Source organism: Limosilactobacillus antri DSM 16041 (assembly GCF_000160835.1).
GTDB lineage: Bacteria > Bacillota > Bacilli > Lactobacillales > Lactobacillaceae > Limosilactobacillus > Limosilactobacillus antri.
The window spans coordinates 1-1,831 of sequence record NZ_GG700742.1 but is presented as its reverse complement, the minus strand read 5'-3'; the positions used below and the strand labels follow the sequence as shown (position 1 = coordinate 1,831).

Genomic DNA, 1,831 nt, shown 5'->3' with positions numbered 1-1,831 from the left:
GAGGCTGGGAAAAAAACTATTTTAGTCTTGGCCTTTGATATAGAAAACCGAACCATGATTTTTGAATCCTCAAAAATTGTGGTTCGGTTTTTTCCATTTTTAAGTAATGACGGCCTCATATGTGCTACCATTTTATCTAATTTGGTTAAATTCATAGCCATCAAGACCAAGCCAATGTCATTTTCCACGGCCCGTTGCCCACGTAAACGAGTTCGACGTACGCCAAAATCCCTCTTCATGCGACCAAAGACAGGCTCAACGTCGAACTTGCGTCGACGGTAAATCGCTTGTCCTTCATCGCTTGAGAGGGTTGCTTTAACTTGCGCTTTATAGTAATTCCAAGTTGGATTAACCTGTATGTATCGTTGCCTACTACTTGGAGTTTTCGCCAGGAGATCTAGTTGAGCAGTTAGCTGGTGCTTGTCAGCGCGGTAAATTTTAAAATCACGTTTAAATCCGTGTTTATCAGTATGTTTACTGTAACGATAAAAGCTGAAACGCACTCCTAGATGGTCAATATAGTAATCATCTTCGGCATTGTAGTACCAATTTTGCGACTTGGTTGGATCATTTTTAAAGCGACGCTTCTGCTCTTTTTGATAAGTAGTATACGGAATAATTGGTTGTTTTTCGAACTGGTCAAGAAGCATTGTGTAGTTATACTCACTGCCGTAACCTGCATCGGCGACAATATGACCAAAGAAGTTTAAAGCGTGGAATTGATTAAGGAACGGGACTAACGTCCGCGTATCAGTTGGATTAGGGTATAAGGCATAATCAAGCACGAATTGATTATGGGTAGCGATTTGAAGATTATAACCAGGCTTTAACTCCCGGTTTTTCATTGGATCCTCTTTCATACACATAAAAGTAGCGTCATGATCGGTCTTAGAAAAGCTATTGCGCCCTTGAAAGATTTCCTCGGCTTCCTCATATTTTTTAGCACGAGGAATCAGGTCTTTCTGCAATTGATGACGAAGTTTTTTCAATAAACGACGACGTCGTTTTCTAGCTGAACCGCCCTTAATTACTCTAGGCTCCTGTTTAATCTTGTCATCCAACTCACTAATTTCTTTTTCCAGGTCTTCCGCCATTAAGCTCATGCCATCAGCTGACTCAATTAATTCCGGTGTCATCGCCTGAATAACACGCTTTTCAACTAATTCTTCATAAAGACGGACGGCCTTCTCTTTCAGCTTGCCATGGTAGTTTTCGACTGCACGACGCCAGGTAAAAGAATACTTATTAGCATCTGCTTCAACCTTAGTACCATCAATAAAGACGGCATCTTTTTGAATCAAACCATGTTCCGCCAACGCCATTGAAAAATAAACAAATGACCGTTTGATTACGTTACTAGCGTGCTGACTTCGGCGGAAATTATTAATAGTATGGTAGCTATATGTATGATCACGAGCCAGCCAGCGCATCGGCAAATTCTCTTCCAGCATTGTCTCAATTTGACGACCAGAATAGGTTTGACGGGAATAAGCGAATAACAGAATTTTAAGTAAGATTGCCGGATGCGAACTGGGGCGACCGGTAGTCGCCACATTTTCTTCCAGTAAAACTTCTTGGGGAATTGAATCTACAAAGGCATCAATTAATCGAACAATATGTGTTTGAGAAACATTATAGTCATAATTTAGTACGAACTCGGTTTGTCCTGTGATATAATTTTGATACACGAAAATCATTCCTTTATTTTGTTTTTGTGGTAATTACAGATATCAGGAACGATTTCCTGTGTATACATAAAGGCCGGATGATGAATCAATTTTGGATTCATCGTCCGGCTTTTTTACATAGACTAGGAGTTTTTTCCCAGCCT

At 40.3% G+C, this 1,831-nt stretch carries 1 protein-coding gene; it reads right to left on the bottom strand.

Features of this window, described 5'->3' with window-relative positions:
- Positions 1-1,688, bottom strand: a 1,688-nt coding sequence (locus HMPREF0494_RS10635) for an IS1182 family transposase (RefSeq protein ID WP_050759664.1), incomplete at its 3' end; no start/stop codon positions are given.
- Positions 1,689-1,831: the final 143 nt, after the last annotated feature.